Consider the following 15,214-nt stretch of genomic DNA (forward strand, 5'->3'; position numbering starts at 1 on the left):
CGGTGTCAGGATCTTCTGCGTCGATGCTTCTGGAAGCTTCTGGAAAATGCGCTTCTGCGGCGCGTGGTGCCGGCCCGGCTACTTGATCAGGTAGATCGTGGCGAAGAGGCCGATCCAGACGACGTCGACGAAGTGCCAGTAGTAGGACACGACGATGGCCGCGGTCGCCTGCTCGTGCGTGAACCTCTTCGCCGCGTAGGTGCGCCCCAGGACGAACAGGAAGGCGATGAGGCCGCCCGTCACGTGCATGCCGTGGAAGCCGGTGGTCAGGTAGAACACCGAACCGTACGGGTCGGAGGAGAGCGAGATGCCGTCCTCCTTGACCAGGTTCGTGTACTCGTAGATCTGACCGCCGATGAAGATCGCACCCATGATGAAGGTGACGATGAACCAGCCCCGGAGCTTCTTCACGTCCCCGCGCTCGGCGGCGAACACGCCGAGCTGGCAGGTGAGGGAGGAGAGCACCAGGATCGTGGTGTTGGTCGCCGAGAAGGGGATGTCGAGATGACTCGCCATCTCCTTCCAGTGAGCCTCGCCGGTCACCGATCGCAGGGTGAAGTACATCGCGAAGAGGGCCGCGAAGAACATCAGCTCGGAACTCAGCCAGATGATGGTTCCGACGCTGGTGAGGTTCGGCCTGTTGACCGACGGGTGCGCGTGCCCGGTTTCTACTGTCGTTGCTGTCGCCACGACCGACATTATGTCGGTCGCTTATCTCGCGCTCACTCCGGGGGGTGCCGTTCGGAGTGTCCGCCCCCTGTGTAGTGCCCGGATGGCCCATCGAAGCGGTGTTCCAACAGGTGTTGACGAGGTGTTCAGGGGAGTAGCATCCGGCCCATCGGTCCTGTCCGTACGACGACTCCCGTCCCCGCGTATCGGAGGAACAATGCAGCCGACCGCCACGGTGCTGGTCTACAGCGACGACTCCAACACCCGCGAGCAGGTGCGGCTCGCCGCCGGCCGGCGGCCGGCTCCCGATGTGCCGTTCGTCGAGTTCGTGGAGTGCGCGACGCCTGCGGCGGTCCTCGCCGAGCTGGACAAGGGCGGCATCGACGTGTGCGTGTTCGACGGCGAGGCCGTGCCGATGGGGGGCATGGGGATGTGCCGGCAGATCAAGGACGAGGTGTTCAACTGCCCGCCGGTGCTGTTGCTGATCGGGCGGCCTCAGGACGCGTGGCTGGCCACGTGGAGCCGGGCGGACGCGGCTGTGACGCTGCCTGTGGAGCCGGTGGAGTTCGCGGGGGCGCTGGCGTCCTTGTTGCGGCAGAAGAGGCTGCTGAGCGCCTAGGGGGCGGTGGGGCGCGGTGCGTGCGCGAGTGCGGGCCGGTGGGGGCCGTTCGCGCAGTTCCCCGCGCCCCTGGGTCGGCTGCCCTTGGGGGCGATTCACAGTGCGGCCGGCTGCACTCTCACCGCGTTCTGTGGGTTCGGGCTGTCCGAGGTGCCGTCGGTGAGGGCGCTGCCCTTGCGCCAGTCCTTCCAGGCGAGGTTCCAGTCGCCGAAGCCGTTGCCGAAGTTCTCCATCGCCTTGCCGTTGGAGTTGACGACCTTCACCAGGTCGCCCGGGTGGAAGGTGTCGAAGAACCACTCGGCGTTCGAGGTGTTCATGCCGGTGCAGCCGTGGCTGACGTTCGCGTACCCCTGGGACCCCACCGACCAGGGCGCGGCGTGCACGTACTCGCCGGACCAGGTCACCCGGGTGGCGTAGTAGACCGGCAGGTCGTAGGAGTCCGAGGTGCCCTCGGCGATGCCGACCGTGGTGCCGCGCATGCGTACGAAGTACTGCTTCTCCAGGACGACCTTGACGCCGTTGCGGGTCTCGAAACCCGGTTTGCCGGTGGTGACGGGGATCTGGTTGATCTCCTTGTCGTCCTTGTAGACCGTCAGCTGGTGGGCGGCGGCGTCCGTGACGGCGAGGAGCTTGTCGCCGATGGTGAGCTTCAGCGGCGCGGCGGGGCCGCCCCACAGGCGGTCGCTGATCCTGATGCCGTCCAGGTTGCTGTGCACCTGGACGGTGGCGTGGGCGGGCCAGTAGTCCTTGGGCCGGTAGTGGAGTTCCTTGTCGCTCACCCAGTACCAGGAGCCCTCGACGGCCGGGACGGAGTCGACCCGGAGAGCGCGCTCGACGATGGCGCGCTGGGCCTTGTCCTTGATGGCCTGGTCGAGTTGGGCGGTGACCGGCTGGCCCACGCCGTACTCGCCCGCCTTGGGGCCGAAGGTCACCTTCAGCCGCTGCCGGGTGGTGGGCGTGCTGGTGTCGAAGGCGAGCGTCTTGCGGCCGGGTGCGCCGTCCTGGTCCTCGGTGCTGACCTGGACCGTGTAGTGGGCGTTGGCGGCCAGCGGGGAGGTGCTGTGCCACCGGCGGCCGTCGGCGTCGAGTTCGCCCGCCACGAAGCGACCGGTGGCGTCCTGGGCCGTCACGTCCGTGATGCGGTCCTCGTCGCTCTTGGCGACCACCTCCAGGGGTTTGTCGGGGTCGGCCCGCTTGCCCGTCCCGGTGGGGGTGTTGAAGGAGATCTGGTCCGCCGCGTCGTACGGCTTGTCCGCGAGGGGGTTGCCGTCCGCGCTGCAGGCGGTGAGGCCCACGCCGAGGGCGGTCACCAGCAGGGTGCAGCTGACGACGGTACGGGCGCACGGAGAGTGACTCATGCTGTCACGCTATGAGATGTTTTCCGGACCGGCGCGGCAGGTAGTCCGGACGGGGGACCCGCACTGCGCCGAAGGCGCGAACGGCCGGAAACGGCGGGAGCCCGGACTCTCCTGTCGGAGGGTCCGGGCTCCCGCTGCGTTCGGCGCGTGCCTACTGGGTGCGGTTCTCACCGCGGTAGTACTCGAACACCCAGCCGAAGAGGCCGATCATGATGATGGGTGCCGAGAAGTACAGCAGCCACCAGCCGACGGCGACACCGAGGAAGGCCAGCGCACCGCCGACGCCCAGGGCGAGCGGCTGCCAGCTGTGCGGGCTGAAGAAGCCGATCTCGCCGGCCTCGTCCGCGACGTCGGCCTCCTTGTTGTCCTGGGCACCCGCGTCGACGCGCGAGGCGGTGAAGCCCAGGTAGAAGCCGATCATGATGCAGAGGCCGAAGGCCAGGAAGAGTGCCGTGGTACCGGCCGGTTCCTTCGACCACACGCCATAGACGATCGCGATGACGAGGACGAAGACACTCAGCCACACGAACATGCGGCCCTGGATCTTCACTTGCCGGCCTCCTTGCTGCCCGCGACAGCGGCGACGGCCTGGCCGTGCTCCAGCTGCTCCAGGGCGGCGATCTCAGGGTGGTGCAGGTCGAAGGCCGGCGATTCGCTGCGGATCCGCGGCAGGGTGACGAAGTTGTGCCGCGGCGGCGGGCAGGAGGTCGCCCACTCCAGCGAACGGCCGTAGCCCCACGGGTCGTCGACGCCGACCGGCTTGCCGTACTTGGCCGTCTTCCACACGTTGTAGAGGAACGGCAGGATCGACAGGCCGAGCAGGAAGGAGCTGATCGACGAGATCGTGTTCAGGGTGGTGAAGCCGTCGGCCGCCAGGTAGTCGGCGTACCGGCGCGGCATGCCCTCGGCACCGAGCCAGTGCTGGACCAGGAAGGTGCCGTGGAAGCCGATGAACAGCGTCCAGAAGGTGATCTTCCCGAGCCGCTCGTCGAGCATCTTGCCCGTCATCTTCGGCCACCAGAAGTGGAAGCCGGAGAACATCGCGAAGACGACCGTGCCGAACACCACGTAGTGGAAGTGCGCCACCACGAAGTACGAGTCGGAGACGTGGAAGTCCATCGGGGGCGAGGCGAGGATGACACCGGTCAGACCACCGAAGGTGAAGGTGATCAGGAAGCCGGTGGCCCACAGCATCGGTGTCTCGAAGGACAGCGAGCCCTTCCACATGGTGCCGATCCAGTTGAAGAACTTCACACCGGTCGGTACCGCGATCAGGAAGGTCATGAAGGAGAAGAACGGCAGCAGCACACCGCCGGTGACGTACATGTGGTGCGCCCACACGGTCACGGACAGACCGGCGATCGAGATGGTCGCGGCCACCAGACCCATGTAGCCGAACATCGGCTTGCGGGAGAAGACCGGGATGACCTCGGAGATGATGCCGAAGAACGGCAGCGCGATGATGTACACCTCTGGATGGCCGAAGAACCAGAAGAGGTGTTGCCAGAGCAGTGCTCCGCCGTTCGCCGCGTCGAAGACATGTGCCCCGAATTTCCGATCCGCCTCCAGCGCGAACAGCGCGGCGGCGAGGACGGGGAAGGCGAGCAGGACCAGGACGGCGGTCAGCAGCACGTTCCACACGAAGATCGGCATGCGGAACATCGTCATGCCGGGCGCGCGCATGCAGATGATCGTGGTGATGAAGTTGACCGCGCCGAGGATCGTGCCGAAGCCGGAGAAGGCCAGACCCATGATCCACATGTCGGCGCCGATGCCCGGCGAGCGGACCGCGTCTGACAGCGGGGAGTACGCGAACCAGCCGAAGTCGGCCGCGCCCTGCGGGGTGAGGAAGCCGCCGACCGCGATGGTCGAGCCGAACAGGTAGAGCCAGTAGGCGAACATGTTCAGCCGCGGGAAGGCGACGTCGGGGGCGCCGATCTGGAGCGGCATGATCCAGTTCGTGAAGCCGGCGAACAGCGGCGTCGCGAACATCAGCAGCATGATCGTGCCGTGCATCGTGAACGCCTGGTTGAACTGCTCGTTCGACATGATCTGCAGACCGGGGCGGGCGAGCTCGGCGCGCATGAGCAGCGCCATCACACCGCCGATCAGGAAGAACGCGAACGACGTGACCAGATACAGCGTTCCGATGGTCTTGTGGTCGGTGGTGGTGAGCCACTTGATGACCACGTTGCCGGGCTGCTTGCGCCTGACCGGCAGCTCATCTGCGTAAGAGCCTTCAGCTGCCGCGGCACCCTGGGGTTCGTTGAGGATGCTCACAGGTTGTTCGTCTCCCGGTTCTTCTCGTGGCTCGTCTGCGCGATGCCGGCGGGAATGTAACCGGTCTGCCCCTTCTTGGCGAGGTCCTTGAGGTGCTGCTGGTAGCGCTCGGGCGAGACGACCTTCACGTTGAACAGCATCCGGGAGTGGTCGACGCCGCAGAGCTCGGCACACTTGCCGAGGAAGGTGCCCTCCTGGTTGGGAGTCACCTGGAACGCGTTGGTGTGGCCCGGGACGACGTCCATCTTCATCAGGAACGGCACCACCCAGAAGGAGTGGATGACGTCACGCGAGGTGAGGACGAAGCGGACGGTCTCGCCCTTGGGGAGCCAGAGCGTCGGACCGGGGTTGCCGGTCTGCGGGTTCTTCGTGCCCGGCGTACCGACGTCGTACACACCACCGGCGTTGGCCGGGAACGCGTCCTTGAACCGGTCCGGAATGGCGGCCAGGTTCTGGTCGGTCTTCGCGTCGCCGGAGACACCGTCGACGGGCGTGATGTAGTTGAAGCCCCAGCTCCACTGGAAGCCGACGACGTTGACCGTGACGTCCGGCTTCTTGTCGGAGAGGCTGAGGAGCTTCGTCTCGTCCCGCGCGGTGAAGTAGAACAGCACCGAGACGATGATGAGCGGCACCACCGTGTACAGCGCCTCGATCGGCATGTTGTACCGGGTCTGGGCCGGGACTTCGATCTTGGTGCGGCTGCGCCGGTGGAAGATGGCGCTCCAGATGATCAGGCCCCACACCAGCACGCCGACGGCGAGCGCGGCGGCCCAGGAGCCCTGCCACAGGGAGAGGATCCGCGGAGCCTCTTCCGTGGTCGGGGTGGGCATACCAAGGCGGGGGAAGTCCTTGTATGTACATCCGGTAGCGGATGCCAGGACCAGGCCCGCGGTCATTGCCTGCAGCAGCTTCCGCCGCATCGGGCGCCGCGGCGAGCGGTCGGAGCCGTTGGGACTCACGTAGCGCCTTCCCGAGAGTCTCGCCCGCGCGGTCGGCTGCGGCCTTCTCGCTGGTCGGTCGCCGCCCTGCGTCGGGCAGGGGTTTGGATGTTTATGCGGACCAAACCCTAGCCGACGCGATTCGGGGGTTCGCGGGGAGGGGGGCATACGCGCCGCCTGTCACTCCGTAGGGGTGGGAATGGGCGCCCAATAGCTCGGGTTGGTGCGGTTTGCGTTGCGGGTGCAGCTGCGTTGCGGCTCGTCGCGCCCACGCGGCGGAGCCGCATATCGGCACAGCCCCGCGCCCCTGAGGTCGGGTGATCCACCGGCGTTCTACCGTTGCCGTGTGCCCTACTTTGACGCTGCGTCCGCTGCTCCCCTCCATCCCGTCGCTCGGCAGGCCTTGTTGGCCGCTCTGGACGACGGGTGGGCCGATCCCTCTCGTCTCTACCGGGAGGGGCGGAAGGCGCGGATGCTGCTGGACGCCGCGCGGGAGGCGGCTGCCGAGGCCGTGGGGTGCCGGGCGGACGAGCTGACGTTCACCCCCTCGGGCACCCGGGCTGTACACGCGGGCGTCTCGGGTGCGTTGGCCGGTCGGCGCCGTACCGGACGTCACCTGATCGTGTCAGCCGTCGAACACTCCTCGGTGCTCCATTCGGCCGAGGTGTTCGAGACCGAGGGGGGTGCGGTCGCCCAGGTGCCGGTGGGGCGCACGGGAGCCGTGGAGGTGGGGTCCTACGAGGCCGCTCTCCGCCCCGACACCGCGCTCGCCTGCCTCCAGTCGGCCAACCATGAGGTGGGAACGGTGCAGCCGGTGGCGGAGGTGGCCGAGGTGTGCCGGACGGCCGGGGTGCCGTTGCTGGTGGACGCGGCGCAGTCGCTGGGGTGGGGGCGGGTCGAGGGCGGCTGGTCGCTGCTGACGGCGAGTGCGCACAAATGGGGCGGACCGGCCGGGGTGGGGCTGCTCGTGGTGCGCAAGGGGGTGCGGTTCGCCGTCCAAGGGGCCTCGGACGAACGGGAGTCGGGGCGGGCACCGGGCTTCGAGAACCTGCCGGCGATCGTCGCGGCGGCGGCCTCGCTGCGGGCCGTACGGGCGGAGGCGGAGCAGGAGGCCGTACGGCTGCGGGAGCTGACGGCACGGATCCGGGTACGGGTACCGGAGTTGGTGGAGGACGTGGAGGTGGTGGGCGACCCGGAGCGGCGGCTGCCCGGGATCGTCACCTTCTCCTGTCTCTATGTCGACGGGGAGACACTCCTCCACGAGCTGGACCGGGAGGGCTTCTCGGTCTCGTCGGGATCGTCCTGCACGAGCAGCACGCTGACGCCGAGCCATGTGCTCAAGGCGATGGGCGTGCTCAGCGAGGGGAACGTTCGGGTGTCGCTGCCTGCGGGGACGGCCGAGGGGGATGTGGAGCGGTTCCTGGCGGTACTGCCGGGGGTGGTGGCGGGGGTGCGGGAGAAGCTGGGGGCGCCGGTGCCGACGGCCACGGTCCACGCGGCGGAGGTCGTCGTCGACTCACTGGGCAAGCGGTGCCCGATCCCCGTCATCGAACTCGCGAAGGTCATCGGCACCGTGCCGGTGGGCGGCAGGGTCCGGGTCCTGTCCGACGACGAGGCGGCACGGCTGGACATCCCGGCGTGGTGCGAGATGCGGGGCCAGGAGTACGAGGGCGAGGAGAAGGCGGAGCGAGGAACGGCTTACTTGGTACGCCGGCTCAGCTGAACGCCCCTGAAAGGGGCGCGGGGCCGGGTCGATGTGCGGCTGCCGCCGCGTGGGCGCGACCAGCCCCCACGCACCGGCACCCGACGACGTCAGACCAGGTACCCGCGAACCTCTTCCGCGGCCTCGTCCCCGTACGCCTTGGTGAACCGCTCCATGAAGTGACCCCGCCGCAGCTGGTACTCCTGCGTCCCCACCGTCTCGATGACGAGCGTCGCGAGCATGCAGCCCACCTGGGCCGCCCGCTCCAGCGAGACCCCCCACGCGAGCCCGGACAGGAACCCGGCACGGAACGCGTCGCCGACACCCGTCGGGTCGGCCTTGCGCTCCTCGTCGGGGCAGCCGACCTCGATGGTCTCCTCGCCGGCCCGCTCGATCCGCACCCCGCGTGCGCCGAGCGTCGTCACCCGGTGGCCGACCTTCGCGAGGATCTCCTCGTCGCTCCAGCCGGTCTTCGTCTCGATGAGCCCCTTCTCGTACTCGTTGGAGAAGAGGTACGTCGCGCCCTCCAGCAGTATCCGGATCTCGTCGCCGTTCATCCGGGCGATCTGCTGGGAGAAGTCGGCGGCGAAGGGGATGGACCGGGTCCGGCACTCCTCCGTGTGGCGGAGCATGCCCTCCGGGTCGTCCGCGCCGATCAGGACCAGGTCGAGTCCGCCGACCCGGTCGGCGACCGTCTTCAGCTCGATCAGGCGGGCCTCGCTCATCGCGCCCGTGTAGAAGGAGCCGATCTGGTTGTGGTCGGCGTCCGTCGTGCACACGAAACGCGCGGTGTGCAGGGTCTCGGAGATACGGACGGAGTCCGTGTCGACGCCGTGCCGGTCGAGCCAGGCCCGGTACTCGTCGAAGTCGAAGCCCGCCGCGCCGACCAGGATCGGCCGGGTGCCGAGCTGCCCCATGCCGAACGCGATGTTCGCGCCGACGCCGCCGCGCCGCACGTCCAGATTGTCGACCAGGAAGGACAGCGAGACCGTGTGCAGCTGGTCCGCGACCAGCTGGTCGGCGAAGCGGCCGGGGAAGGTCATGAGGTGGTCGGTGGCGATGGAGCCGGTGACTGCGATGCGCACGGCTGGGACTCTCCTGAAGGGGAGGCGTTATTGACAGTTAACGCTACCGGGTCCGGGTGGGCGCCCTGAAGGTGCCAAAACTACCCGATAGTAGATCTTTCTTCGCGGCACCCGGCGTGCTTACGGTTCCGTCATGACGAACCTCAAGGTCCACGCCCCCGCTCCGGCCGACCTCGACGACGACCTCGCGTCGCTGCGCGGGGACTGCGCCCGGATGGCTCCGCACTGGGTGGTTCCCGATCACAGCGATGCCCGCCCGGTGCCGCCGTCACTCATCCACGGGGTCACCGTGCCGAAGAAGTCCGCCAGGCTCCTGGACGCGATGTCCGACTACGGCGACTGAGAGTCCCGCCCGGCGCGTTTCCAGGGAACCGCGCGCTCCCCTCCCGCGTCCCATCGCCGTCCCCCGTGAAGGGGAGGCGGGATACGACACGGCAAGGAGCGATGCGGTGAAGAGCGAGCGACCCGAGAACGAGGACGACGCGACCGCGGGCGGCACCGGGGAGCCCCCCGAGGCCCGGGAGACCACGGAGTCGCCGAAGGCTGCCGAGGTCGAGGCCGAGGCGGTCGCCGCCGCCGATGCCCGCTCCGATGCCGACGCGGAGCCCGCCGAGGACGCCGTAGCAGCCGAGGCCGCCGTAGCGGAGGTGCCGGAGCCCGACGAGGCTCCCGAACCGGAGGTGGCCCCGGCCGCCGAGACCGTCGCCGAGCCCGCCGCCCCGGCCGCCGCCGAGACCGCGGAGCCCCAGCCCCCGGCCGAGGCGGAAGCGGCCGTGGGCTCCGATGCCTCCGGCGCTCCTGAGGCTCCCGGAGCACCCGAGGCCGAAACCGGCGCCGAAACCGACGCCGGTGCCGAGGAGGCCGCGGACCTCGCCGACGACCTCGCTCCCCGCCGCCGCTCCCCCGCCCTAGTCATCGCCTCCGTGGCCGCCGCCGTCCTGCTGGTCGGCGGCGGGGGCGCCTACCTCGCCGCGAGCACGGGTTCCGGCTCCGACTCCGGCGGCGGTACGACCACCGGCGCGTCCGGCGGCTCCACTCCCCCGCCCCTCGCCCTGGACGGCTACTCCTCGGGCTCCTCGGGCGGCAACGGCATAGCCCCGGGCGAGCCCAATCCCTACGGCGTGACGTACCGGGCGAGCGGATCGCTCCCCGCGGGCCCCGGCTCGGCCGCCGTGTACCGGCCCTCCGGCGAGGTCTCCAAGGACCGGGTCGCCGCGCTGGCGAAGGCGCTCGGGATCGAGGGGTCCCCGGTGGCCGAGGGCCAGGTCTGGAAGGTGGGCACCGACAACGACGGCTCGGGCGGGAGCCTCCAGGTGAACCGGGCCGCCCCGGGCCTCTGGACGTACAGCCGCTACGCCCCCGGCACCGACAACTGCAAGAGCGGCCTGGTGTGCGCGCAGGACCCGGCGGCGCCCGCCGGTGACCCGGTGAGCGTCGGTGACGCCGAGCAGGCGGCGGCGCCGGTGCTGAAGGCGCTCGGCCAGGACGGCGCGAAGCTCGACGCGAGCCAGGTGATGGGTGCCCAGCGGGTGGTGAACGCCGATCCGGTGGTCGGCGGGCTGCCGACGTACGGCTGGACGACCGGGCTGACCGTGAGCAGGCAGGGCGAGGTGGTCGGCGGCAACGGGATGCTCGCGGTGCCCGCCAAGGGCGACACGTATCCGGTGCTGGGCGCCGAGAAGACGCTGGCGCTGATGAACGCGGCACCGCGCTCCGACCACCGGATGGGCATCGGCGGCTGCGCCAGTTCCGTACCGCTGAAGGACCGGCTGGAGCAGCCGTGCGGCGCGTCGACGCCGTCCGCCGCGTCGACGCCGTCGGCGGCGGCGTCCGCGGCGTCCGCCGTGGTCGAGAAGGCGGTGTTCGGGCTCGCCGCGCAGTCCGTCGACGGGCGGCAGGCGCTGGTGCCGTCCTGGCTGTTCCGGGTGAGCGGGGCGGCGGACTCGTACACCGTGACCTATCCGGCGGTGGACCCGAAGTACCTGGCCTCCGCCTCGACGCCGACTCCCTCGGCGAGTGCGAGCGCCTCGGCGGGGACCACGAAGGACGTGAAGGTGGACGGCTACACGGCCGACGGCCGCGAGCTGACCGTCGCCTTCACCGGCGGGGTGTGCGCCGACTACAAGGCCACGGCCGACGAGGGGTCGGAGCAGGTGGTGGTGCAGGTGACCGCGACGCCCTGGCCGGACAAGATCTGCGTCATGATCGCCAAGCAGTACCACCAGACGATCCGCCTCGACGCGCCCCTGGACGGCCGGAAGGTGGTCGGCACGGACGGCGGCGCCGTCCCGAAGGAGAAGGCGACGACGCTGACCCCGCAGGTGCGATGAGCATCCGCATCCACACAGGAAGGCGGCGGCCCCTCACCACGAGGGGCCGCCGCCTTCCTGCTGTGTGCCCTTCGGTTCAGCTGAAGGAGTCGCCGCAGGCGCAGGAGCCGGTCGCGTTCGGGTTGTCGATCGTGAAGCCCTGCTTCTCGATGGTGTCGACGAAGTCGATCGACGCGCCGCCCAGGTACGGAGCGCTCATACGGTCGGTGACGACCTTGACACCGCCGAAGTCCTTGACGACGTCGCCGTCGAGGGAACGCTCGTCGAAGAAGAGCTGGTAGCGCAGGCCGGAGCAGCCACCGGGCTGGACGGCGACGCGCAGGGCGAGGTCGTCACGGCCTTCCTGGTCGAGCAGGGCCTTGACCTTGGCCGCGGCGGCGTCGCTCAGGATGATGCCGTCGGTGGCGGTGCTGGTCTCGTCCGATACGGACATCTACATCTCTCCCGGGTTGTACGGAGACTGCTTGCCGACGAGTGCAACCGGCGGGTCCGCTGATTCATTCCGGGCCGGCATGCGCGTTCTCGCGTTTTTCCTACGTCTTCATGCTCGCACATGCCCGCGGTGACACACAGCAGTCGCCTTGGCCACCCACGGCGACCTGCACACATGGCGACCACACCGCGGCCACCTGGCGGCCACCCTCCCGTTCGGCGCCGGGATTGATGTCACATCGACGCTATGGCCATCGTCAAAGTGACGTGAAGCAGTTATGATAGATAACGTCAGAACGACGAAAAGTAGAAAGGGTGCGTGTCGTGACCACCGCCCAGACCACGGAGCTCGACGTACAGCCGAGCCCGCTCGCCCTGCTGCTGCTCGGCCGTGAGGCCGACCCGAAGAGCGAGCGGGGCGTCGAGTGTCCCGGCGACCTGCCCTCGCCGTCCGACCCCGACCTGGTCGCGCGCGCCCGCGCGGCCAAGGAGAAGCTCGGCGACAAGGTCTTCGTGCTCGGCCACCACTACCAGCGCGACGAGGTCATCCAGTTCGCCGATGTCACGGGCGACTCCTTCAAGCTGGCCCGGGACGCCGCCGCCCGCCCGGAGGCCGAGTACATCGTGTTCTGCGGTGTGCACTTCATGGCCGAGTCCGCCGACATCCTGACCTCCGACGACCAGAAGGTGGTCCTGCCCGACCTGGCGGCGGGGTGCTCGATGGCCGACATGGCCACGGCCGAGCAGGTCGCCGAGTGCTGGGACGTGCTGACCGAGGCCGGGATAGCCGAGCAGGTGGTCCCCGTCTCGTACATGAACTCGTCCGCGGACATCAAGGCGTTCACGGGCAAGCACGGCGGCACCATCTGCACCTCGTCCAACGCGCAGCGGGCGCTGGAATGGGCCTTCGAGCAGGGGGAGCCCTCGGCAACAAAGGTGTTGTTCCTGCCGGACCAGCACCTGGGCCGCAACACCGCCGTCCGGGACATGGGCATGTCCCTGGAGGACTGCGTCCTCTACAACCCGCACAAGCCGAACGGCGGGCTCACTGCGGAGCAGTTGCGGGACGCGAAGATGATCCTGTGGCGCGGCCACTGCTCGGTGCACGGCCGTTTCAGCCTGGACTCCGTCAACGACGTGCGCGAGCGCATCCCCGGCGTGAACGTCCTCGTCCACCCGGAGTGCCGGCACGAGGTCGTGGCCGCGGCCGACTACGTGGGCTCGACGGAGTACATCATCAAGGCCCTGGAGGCCGCCCCGGCCGGCTCCAAGTGGGCGATCGGCACCGAGCTGAACCTGGTCCGCCGGCTCGCGAACCGTTTCGCGCCCGAGGGCAAGGAGATCGTCTTCCTCGACAAGACGGTCTGCTTCTGCTCGACCATGAACCGCATCGACCTCCCCCACCTGGTGTGGACCCTGGAGTCGCTGGCCGAGGGCAACCTGGTCAACCGCATCGAGGTCGACAAGGAGACCGAGGCGTTCGCCAAGCTGGCCCTGGAGCGGATGCTGGCACTGCCGTAGCCGTACGGCCCCTGTGTCACCCCGGGTCGACCGCAGTGCGCTCGGGGTGCGCGGGGTCGAGGGTGAAGAGGGTGCCGTCGGAGGTGGAGAGGACGAGCGCGCCGCGGTTGAACCACACCGTCGGCAGCAGGCCGCTGTTGCCGAGCACCTCGGCGCGGGCGGTGGACTCCCACAGGACGGTGCCCTCGGCCACGTCGAGCGCGACCACCCGGCCGCTCATGCCCGCCATGTAGACCGTGCGCCCCTTCGCGTCCACCGAGGCCTGGCCCGGCGACTCCAGGGTCGTGTGGCTCTCCCAGAGCCGGGCCCCGGTCGTCGGTGAGAACGCGGTGACCAGGCCGCTGGAGGTGGCGAGGAAGAGCGTGCCGTGGGCCAGGGTGGGCAGCCCGCCCCGGTACTTCTCGGGCAGCGGGGTCAGAGTGCGTTCGCCGGTGCCGGGGTCGACGCGCACGATGCGGTTGTAGATGAGATCCGGGCCGTTCTTGACGTCCTGGTCGTCCGACTCCAGGAAGATCAGCTGTCCGGAGAGGGTGCCGACGAAACTGGCCGTCTGGGCGGGAGAGTTCAGGGTGCGCACCGAGCCGTCGGCGGGGTGGACGACGTAAAACTTCGTGGCGTGCGAGCCGTCCGACTGGTCGCCGCAGTCCACATAGGGGAAGTCACCGGCGGAGAGCATCGAGCAGAGCCAGCCGCCGGGCACCGGGACGGTGCTGATCACGCTGCCGTCCCGTGCCGAGCGGACGGTGAAGGTGCTGCCGTCGCCCTCCTGGGTCAGGGTCACCCCGTCGCCGTAGGCCGAGCCCAGTGAGTCGGTGCGGACCGCGTGGGACCAGAGCCTGCTGCCGTCCTTGCCGTCGAGCGCCATGACGGACTGCGCCTTTCCGGCGCCGTTCTCGTCGGTGATCTGGAGTTCGACGAGGACCCGGCCGTCGTCGACGCCGAGGACGGTGGTGATGTAGCGGTCGGCCGGTGTGCCCGTGGGGGCGATGCCGGCGCGCCAGAGGGTCCGGCCGGTGGTGGCGTCGACCCGGGTGGGGAGGAGGGCGGTGCCGCCGCAGTAGACGGAGGACCCGTCCGAGACGCAGGTCGGCGAGGTGTCGCCCTCGTAGCCCGGCGCCTTCTTCACGCCCTGCTCGGCGGTCGCGGACACCGTTGTCTGCCAGGGTTTCCAGCCGTCGGGGAGGCCGCCCCAGCGGGATCCGGAGGTCGACGCGGTGTTCGTGCGGGCCTCGCCGTCGCCGTTCCACGGGCCGGGCAGGAAGTAGCCGGCGAGGGCGACGGCCGTCACCGCGGCCACGGCCAGCAGGATCCGGGGGGTTCGGCGGGGGCCCGGGCGACGGCCGTGGTCCGGCGCGGTGGCGTCGTCCAGGGCCCGGGCGGACGGCAGCCGCAGGGTCATCGTCCCGGTCTCGCCGGGGGCCGGCTCCGGCAGGGCCGCCGCGAACTGGCGGGCCAGGTCGTCGAGTCCGGGCCGGGCATCGGGTTCCTTGGCCAGGCAGCGCTCCAGGACCGCGCGCAGCGGGCCGGTGACGCCGTCCAGGACGGGCTCGTTGTGGACCACCCGGTAGCCGGTGAGGTACGGGCTGTCGGCGTCGAAGGGGCCGCGTCCGGTGACGCAGTACACCAGCAGCGCGCCCAGCGAGAAGACGTCGGAGGCGGGCCCGACGGTACGGGCGTCGGTGAACTGCTCCGGGGACATGAACGGCGGGGTGCCGACCATCTGCCCGGTCTCGGTGAGGGTGTTGTGGTTCTCGGCGGCCCGGGAGATGCCGAAGTCGATGACGCGGGGCCCGTCCTCGGCCATCAGCACGTTGGCCGGTTTCAGGTCCCGGTGCACCACCCCGGCCCGGTGGATCTCCCGCAGCGCCTCGACCAGGCCGAGGGCCAGCGGTCGCAACTCGGTGACGCGGAGCGCGCCGTGGGCCCGGATGCGGGCGGCGAGGGAGAGGCCGGGCACGTACTGGGTGGCCATCCAGGGCGCCGGCGCGTCCGGGTCGGCGTCCAGGACGGGGGCGGTGAAGGCGCCGCTGACCCGGCGGGCGGCCTCGATCTCCTGCCGGAACCTGGCCCGGAAGACGGGGTCCTCGGCGTACTGGGCGTGCACCACCTTGACGGCGACCTCGCGCCCGGAGCGCGAGCGGCCCCGGTAGACGATGCCCATCCCGCCGGCCCCGAGCCGGTCGGCCAGCCGGTACCCGCCGAGGGACCTCGGGTCGTCCTTGTGCAGCGGCACGCCGAAACTCCCCTTCCCCGTCGTGCAGTTCGCGGCGCCAGCATACG

13 protein-coding genes are annotated in these 15,214 nt (G+C 69.8%); 5 read left to right on the forward strand and 8 right to left on the reverse strand.

Translation table 11 applies throughout. From position 1 onward, the window contains the following. Positions 1-78: 78 nt before the first annotated feature. On the reverse strand, positions 79-699 hold the full coding sequence (locus AB0D74_RS08250) for a heme-copper oxidase subunit III (RefSeq protein WP_189260663.1): 621 nt from the start codon (positions 697-699) through the stop codon (positions 79-81). Between the two features lie 187 nt (positions 700-886). Here AB0D74_RS08250 and AB0D74_RS08255 point away from each other — a divergent pair, with 187 nt between their 5' ends. After that, complete coding sequence (locus AB0D74_RS08255) at positions 887-1,288, forward strand: hypothetical protein (RefSeq protein WP_362581769.1); 402 nt, start codon at positions 887-889, stop codon at positions 1,286-1,288. A gap of 95 nt (positions 1,289-1,383) precedes the next feature. Here AB0D74_RS08255 and AB0D74_RS08260 read toward each other — a convergent pair whose 3' ends face one another. The 4 genes from AB0D74_RS08260 to coxB all read right to left on the reverse strand — a co-directional run bounded on the left by AB0D74_RS08260 (position 1,384) and on the right by coxB (position 5,885). Further along, positions 1,384-2,646 carry an Ig-like domain-containing protein gene (locus tag AB0D74_RS08260; protein ID WP_362581771.1) on the reverse strand — a complete coding sequence of 421 codons (1,263 nt, stop codon included), beginning with the start codon at positions 2,644-2,646 and terminating at the stop codon, positions 1,384-1,386. A 151-nt stretch (positions 2,647-2,797) separates the two neighbouring features. Continuing rightward, positions 2,798-3,196 carry a cytochrome c oxidase subunit 4 gene (locus AB0D74_RS08265; RefSeq protein ID WP_093503960.1) on the reverse strand — a complete coding sequence of 133 codons (399 nt, stop codon included), beginning with the start codon at positions 3,194-3,196 and terminating at the stop codon, positions 2,798-2,800. After that, positions 3,193-4,926 carry a cytochrome c oxidase subunit I gene (gene ctaD, locus AB0D74_RS08270; RefSeq protein WP_362581772.1) on the reverse strand — a complete coding sequence of 578 codons (1,734 nt, stop codon included), beginning with the start codon at positions 4,924-4,926 and terminating at the stop codon, positions 3,193-3,195. The genes AB0D74_RS08265 and ctaD overlap by 4 nt, the downstream gene beginning before the upstream one ends. After that, complete coding sequence (gene coxB / locus AB0D74_RS08275; protein ID WP_362581774.1) at positions 4,923-5,885, reverse strand: cytochrome c oxidase subunit II; 963 nt, start codon at positions 5,883-5,885, stop codon at positions 4,923-4,925. The genes ctaD and coxB overlap by 4 nt, the downstream gene beginning before the upstream one ends. A 325-nt stretch (positions 5,886-6,210) precedes the next feature. Here coxB and AB0D74_RS08280 point away from each other — a divergent pair, with 325 nt between their 5' ends. Continuing rightward, positions 6,211-7,587 carry an aminotransferase class V-fold PLP-dependent enzyme gene (locus AB0D74_RS08280; protein ID WP_362581776.1) on the forward strand — a complete coding sequence of 459 codons (1,377 nt, stop codon included), beginning with the start codon at positions 6,211-6,213 and terminating at the stop codon, positions 7,585-7,587. 89 nt (positions 7,588-7,676) lie between these two features. Here AB0D74_RS08280 and AB0D74_RS08285 read toward each other — a convergent pair whose 3' ends face one another. Continuing rightward, complete coding sequence (locus AB0D74_RS08285; protein WP_362581778.1) at positions 7,677-8,651, reverse strand: carbohydrate kinase family protein; 975 nt, start codon at positions 8,649-8,651, stop codon at positions 7,677-7,679. Positions 8,652-8,784: 133 nt separating this feature from the next. Between AB0D74_RS08285 and AB0D74_RS08290 the strand changes: the two genes are divergently transcribed. Together AB0D74_RS08290 and AB0D74_RS08295 are read left to right on the forward strand one after the other, a co-directional pair. Then, positions 8,785-8,994 (forward strand): hypothetical protein, encoded by a 210-nt coding sequence (locus AB0D74_RS08290; protein WP_362581780.1) that lies wholly within the window; start codon positions 8,785-8,787, stop codon positions 8,992-8,994. A 106-nt stretch (positions 8,995-9,100) separates the two neighbouring features. Further along, a complete protein-coding gene (locus AB0D74_RS08295) occupies positions 9,101-10,981 on the forward strand; it encodes a hypothetical protein (protein ID WP_362581782.1) in 1,881 nt (626 codons plus the stop codon). Positions 10,982-11,057: 76 nt separating this feature from the next. Here the strand turns inward: AB0D74_RS08295 and AB0D74_RS08300 are convergent, their stop codons facing one another. Then, entirely contained in the window at positions 11,058-11,414 is a 357-nt protein-coding gene (locus AB0D74_RS08300; RefSeq protein WP_030951236.1) for an iron-sulfur cluster assembly accessory protein, read from the reverse strand. Between the two features lie 323 nt (positions 11,415-11,737). Between AB0D74_RS08300 and nadA the strand changes: the two genes are divergently transcribed. After that, positions 11,738-12,934 (forward strand): quinolinate synthase NadA, encoded by a 1,197-nt coding sequence (gene nadA, locus AB0D74_RS08305; protein ID WP_362581784.1) that lies wholly within the window; start codon positions 11,738-11,740, stop codon positions 12,932-12,934. Between the two features lie 16 nt (positions 12,935-12,950). Here the strand turns inward: nadA and AB0D74_RS08310 are convergent, their stop codons facing one another. Then, positions 12,951-15,167, reverse strand: coding sequence for a PQQ-binding-like beta-propeller repeat protein (locus tag AB0D74_RS08310; RefSeq protein WP_362581786.1), 2,217 nt, complete (start codon positions 15,165-15,167; stop codon positions 12,951-12,953). Positions 15,168-15,214: the final 47 nt, after the last annotated feature.

Source organism: Streptomyces sp. NPDC048278, from assembly GCF_040652195.1.
Taxonomy (GTDB): domain Bacteria; phylum Actinomycetota; class Actinomycetes; order Streptomycetales; family Streptomycetaceae; genus Streptomyces.